Annotated in this window: 1 protein-coding gene; it reads right to left on the bottom strand. The window is 62.3% G+C overall.

The genetic code is table 11. The features are described from left to right. Positions 1-5,852, bottom strand: a 5,852-nt coding sequence (locus IAG25_RS40750) for a non-ribosomal peptide synthetase (protein WP_187609850.1), incomplete at both ends; no start/stop codon positions are given.

Genomic DNA, 5,852 nt, shown 5'->3' with positions numbered 1-5,852 from the left:
TGCGGCGGTGTAGCAGGCGCCGAGTTCACGTACCAGCACGCCGGTGGACCAGCCATCGGAGACGATGTGATGCATGGTGAACAGCAGGACGTGTTCGTCTTCTTCAAGGCGCAGCAGTCGAGCACGCAGCAACGGGCCGCGTTGAAGATCGAAGGGACGACGTGCTTCGTCTTGTGCAAGACGCGGGACATCGGTGGCTTGAGCGTCGATGAGTGGCAGTGCAAGTTCCAGTGTCGGAGCGATGTGCTGCACGGCCTGACCGTCGTGTTGGGCGAAGGATGTGCGCAGGCTTTCATGACGCGCAACAAGCGCATTCAGGGCAGCATGGAACGCACGAACATCGAGGACGCCATGCAGACGCAGGGCGATCGGAATGTGATACGTCGACTGGCCGGGATTCAACTGTTCGAGGAACCAGAGGCGTTCCTGTGCGAAGGACAGTGGCACGTGTGCCGGACGTGCAAGTGCTTGCAAAGGCGGCAATGTGCCAGCGGACGGTTCGTCGAGCGAAAGCGCCTCGGCAAGCGAAGCAACGCTGGGTGCATCGAACAGGGTGCGCAAGGGTAATTCGATAGAAAGCGCTTCACGCAGACGCGACACGAGTTGCGTCGCGAGCAGCGAGTGTCCACCGAGCGAGAAGAAGTTATCGAAGACGCTCACGCGTTCAAGACCGAGTACGCTGGCGAAGCACTCCGCGAGCGAGTGTTCGATCGACGTGCGCGGTGCGACATAAGCGGCAAGGTCTTGCCACTGCGGATCGGGCAATGCGCGACGATCGAGCTTGCCGTTGGGCGTCAGAGGCAGCGCATCGAGCACGACGAAGGCCGATGGCACCATATAGTCGGGCAGACGCGAATCGAGATGTTCACGCAAAGCGCTCGTATCGATCTCTGCAACCAGCGTGACGTATGCGACAAGCTGCTGATCCTGCTGTCGAGCACGTGCAATAACCACCGCTTCACGCACAGCCGGATGACTGGCGATCTGCGCTTCGATCTCACCCAACTCGATCCGGAAGCCGCGAATCTTGACCTGATGATCGTTGCGGCCCAGGAATTCGATATTGCCATCGGCACGATAACGTGCGAGATCGCCCGTGCGATACATCCGCCCGCCTGAAACGAACGGATCGTCGAGGAAGCGCTCAGCGGTGAGATCGTCCCGATTCAGATAACCCCGCGCCACTCCAGCCCCGCCGATATACAACTCGCCCACCGCACCCGGCGGCACCAGTTGATAACGCGCATCGAGCAGATACATGCGTGTATTGGCGATCGGACGACCCACCGGCACCGTCGATGACATACTCGCTTCGAGCCCGGTTTGATAGCACGAAGACCAGACCGTGGTTTCGGTAGGACCATAAAGATTCCACAGCGACTTGACCTTCTCGCGCAGACGCGTGGCCAGTCCCTCGGACAAGGCTTCGCCACCGCACAACGCCGTGAGTTGCGCGGAGCCGGGCCACTGCGCATCGAGCAGCATGCGCCAGGTTGCCGGGGTCGCCTGCATGAAGCCGACGTCGTGCTTCACGAGCAGCGTTTGCAGCGCGAGCGGATCGGCTGCGTCGCTTCTGCGGGCCAGCACCACGCACGCCCCGGTGCTCAAGGGCAGATACAGCTCCAGCCCGGCGATATCGAAGGAGATGGTCGTGACGGCGAGAAGCTTGTCGGCTGCGCGCATCGCGGTGACATCACGCATCGAGCAGAGGAAGTTCAGCATCTCGCGATGCTCGACCATCACGCCCTTGGGCTTGCCAGTGGAACCGGAGGTGAAGAGCACGTAGGCGAGATGATGCGAAGCGACGGACGTTTGCGGATCGTCTTGCGGGAGTGCATCATCGATCGCTGCATCGGGATCGAGCACGCGCAGCGAACCCGTATCGCCCAGCGCTTCACGGCCAGCGGCATCGGCGATCAACAGCCGTGGCGTCGAGTCGGTGAGGATATGGCTCAGGCGCTCGCCGGGATACGCCGGATCGAGCGGCACGTATGCACCGCCCGCCTTGAGTATCGCCATCAATGCGACGACCATGCCGATGCCACGCTCCACACACAGCGCCACGCGATCTTCCGGCCTTACACCGAGCGCGATCAGATGATGTGCAAGCTGGTTGGCGCGCGCATTGAGTTGCGCATAGGTCATCGATTCATCTTCGAAGATAATCGCGATGGCATCAGGCGTGCGTTGCACCTGTTGCTCGAAGAGCTGATGAATGCACAGGTGTTCGGGATAAGCAGCAGCAGTGTCGTTCCACGTCTGGACGAGCAAGGTGCGGGTTTCGGGCGGCAACACGTCGAGCTGATTCACCGGCGTCTGAGGAGCCTGTTCGAGCGCCTGCGCAAGACTCGACAGCGCCTGCTCCATGTAGCCGCACAGTTGTTCGGGCGACAACGGCGCGAGCGTCTGCGCGGTGAGCCCGAGGCTCTGGCCATCGTCTTCGACCGCGAGCATCAACGGATAGTTAGTGCGTTCTTCGGCGCCGAGCAGTTCGATACCGTCGAAGACCGGTTGCTCATCGGTCGAGGCCTGATTGTGGCGATAGTTGAGCAAGGCGCTAAAGAGCGGCGCAGGCGCGGCGACGCCACTGCATCGCTGTGCAAGCGCGAGCGGCGCGTGCTGATGCTGCAACAACGCGGCGAGCCGTTCATGCGTATCACGCACGCTATCGATGACCGATACATCGTTCACGTCGAGACGAATCGGCAGCGTATTGATCAGCAAGCCCAGCGCCTGATCGACGCCTGCCTGCATACGTCCGAGCAGGACGGTGCCGAACACGACGTGACCGTCCGGATTCGCCGCACTGGCGGCGTTGAGCACACGCGCCAGCGCGAGATGGCACAAACTTGCGAGACTCACGCCGATGCTGCGGGCCTGAGTGCGCAGGCGCGTATTGAGCGATGCGGGCAAGCTCACACGCGCTTCGGCGACGGCTGAGCCATCGTGATGAACGTCGGTGAGGCCGAAGGGCAAAGTCGGTTCGCTCACGGCGGCGAGCATGTCGCGGAAGAATGCTTCATGCTCTTGCCGGGTCGCGCCGAGCCGCGACTGAGCGACCAGATCGCGGAACGGCTGAGCCGTGCCGAGCGTGTGTGCACGGCCGTCGAGCAGTGCGCCGATCTCCTTCTGGACCACTTCCAGTGTGACGTGATCGCCGATCAGATGATGCCAGACGAGCAGCGCCAGCCAGCGCGCCGAGCCGGGCTCGCGAGCGAGGGTGAGTCGCAGCAGCGGAGCCTGAGCGAGGGAAAGGCGCTGAGAGCGCGCATCGAAATGTCGCGCAAGCTGATCGGCAGCGTTGTCCTCCGTGAGGCTGATCTCGTCTATCGCCAGGGGCGCGTCACGCCAGACCACTTGCGCGGGCGTGCTGAGGCCGTCGTGGATGAAGGCCGTGCGCAGGATGTCGTGGCGCTTGACGACCTGGCGCAACGCATCGAGCCACGCATCGAGTCGTGCACGGCTATCGAAGGCGATACGCGCGGTTTGCAGATACGGATCGCCGTCGGTGGTCAGCATGTGATGGAACAGGATACCTTCCTGCAACGGCGCGAGCGCGTAGATATCCTGTACGTTGGCGAGACCGCCGGGCACCTGCGAGACGATACGATCGATGTCCGTCTGCGTGAGCGCGATGAGCGGCAGCATGGGCGGAGTGAGTGCAATGCAGTCGCGAGTGATCGCATTGGGCGGGACGACGATCTCTGCGGTAACGGCACCCTGTTCGAGCGAAGCCGCGAGCGCACAGAGCACGGGCGTGGCGAACAGATCGCGCACGCTGGCGTGCAGCCCGACGCGACGCATACGCTCGATGAGCGTCACGGCGAGCAGCGAATGACCACCGAGGGCGAAGAAGTTGTCCTGCCGACCGACGCGTTCGAGGCCGAGCAATTCGGCCCACAGATCGGCGAGGGCGGTTTCGGTGTCACCCTGAGGCGCTTCGAAGGGACGCAGCGCGAAGGCATCGGCTTGCGGATCGGGCAATGCGCGACGATCGAGTTTGCCGTTGGGGGTGAGCGGCAGCGCATCGAGCACGACGAAAGCTGAGGGCACCATGTAGTCGGGCAAGTGCGAGGCGAGGTATTCGCGCAGGGCGCTGACATCGATATCGGATGTCAGCGTGACATAGGCGACGAGTTGCTGATCTTGCGATTCCTCATGCCGCGCACGAGCGATAACCACCGCTTCGCGTACCGCCGGATGATCGGTCAAATGCGCTTCGATCTCACCGAGTTCGATACGGAAGCCACGAATCTTGACCTGATGATCGTTGCGGCCAAGGAACTCGATATTGCCGTCGGCGCGATAACGTGCGAGGTCGCCCGTGCGGTAAATGCGTGCGCCCGGAACGAAGGGACTGGCGACGAACCGTTGCGCGGTAAGCGCCGCGCGCCGAAGATAACCGTCCGCGAGACCCGCACCGCCGATATAAAGCTCGCCGATGACGCCGATCGGCACATGGCGCAGGTTTTCATCAAGGACATATGCGCGCGTATTGGCGAGCGGCTGTCCGATGGGAATCGACGTGCCATAGGAGATGGCATCGTTCAGCGCGTGGGTCAGCACGCCCACGGTTGTTTCCGTCGGCCCATAGTGATTGAGGACACGCAGGCCGGGCTTCAGCGCCTGCAAGGACGTGATCCAGTCCGACCGGGTCGCTTCTCCGCCCAGCACCAGCAATTGCGCGGGCAATGCCGGCGTATCGAGCGTCACGTCGACGAGTGCGCGCAGATGACCGGGCACGATCTTCAGAACATCGATATTGCGCTGACGCATGTATTGGCCGAAGAGGTAGCCATCGGAGGTCCGCTCGGTCGACAGCACGTGCAGTTCATGGCCTGCCACCAGCGCACCGAACAGGATCGTGTGGCCGAGGTCGGTGGCGATGGTCGAAGCCAGGGCCATGCTGCTCTGCGCGCGGACGTTCATTCTCGCCAGCACGCCGCTCAGATAGTTGGCAAGGTTCCGGTGGCTCAGAACGACGCCCTTCGGCTTGCCCGTGGAGCCGGAGGTGTAGATCACATAGGCCGGGTGACGGGAGAGCACGTCAGCGGCGGGATCGGTGTCCGCGCAAGTTTCGATGCGACTCGCTTCGGTGTCGGGACAGACTACGTTCACGTTCCGCGCGATATCCGAGAGGCGTTCGATAAGCTGTGGCTGAGTAACGAGCAGCGACACTTGCGCGTCGTCGAGCATGTACTCGAGCCGATCGGCGACAGAGGTGGGATCGAGCGGCACGTAAGCGCCGCCTGCCTTGAGAATCGCCATCAACGCGACGACCATGCCGATACCACGCTCCATGCACAGCGCTACGCGATCTTCTGGACGCACACCCAGTGCGATCAGATGATGCGCAAGCTGGTTCGCACGTGCGTTGAGTTGCGCGTAGGTCAGCGATTCATCTTCAAATACGAGCGCGAGCGCATCGGGCGTGCGTTGAACCTGTTGCTCGAAGAGCTGATGAATGCACAGATGTTCGGGATAAACCGCAGCGGTATCGTTCCAGCTTTCAAGCAATGCGTGTTCTTCAGGCAACACGAGTTCGAGCGCATGCAGCGGCGCTTCGGGTTGATCGAGCGCTTGTTGAAGCAGTCGCGTGAAGCGTTCACCCAGCCGTGCGATGGTGACTTCATCGAAAAGATCGGTGGCGTAGCTGAGCGTGCCTGAGAGCCCGTTCTGTGTATGCGTCAGACTCAGCGTGAGATCGAACTTGGCGCCCGCTTCGGCCGCGGGCAGCAAGGTCAGCGTGAGGCCAGGCAAGGCGAGCGCTTCCATCGGCGCGTTCTGCAATACGAACATGACCTGAAACAGTGGCGTGCGACTGGTATCGCGTACCGGCGCGAGCGCTTCGA

It is taken from the genome of Caballeronia sp. EK (genome assembly GCF_014384845.1).
Lineage (GTDB): Bacteria > Pseudomonadota > Gammaproteobacteria > Burkholderiales > Burkholderiaceae > Caballeronia > Caballeronia jiangsuensis.
The sequence above is the reverse complement of the archived record's forward strand: the minus strand, read 5'-3'. Positions and strand labels throughout refer to the sequence as shown.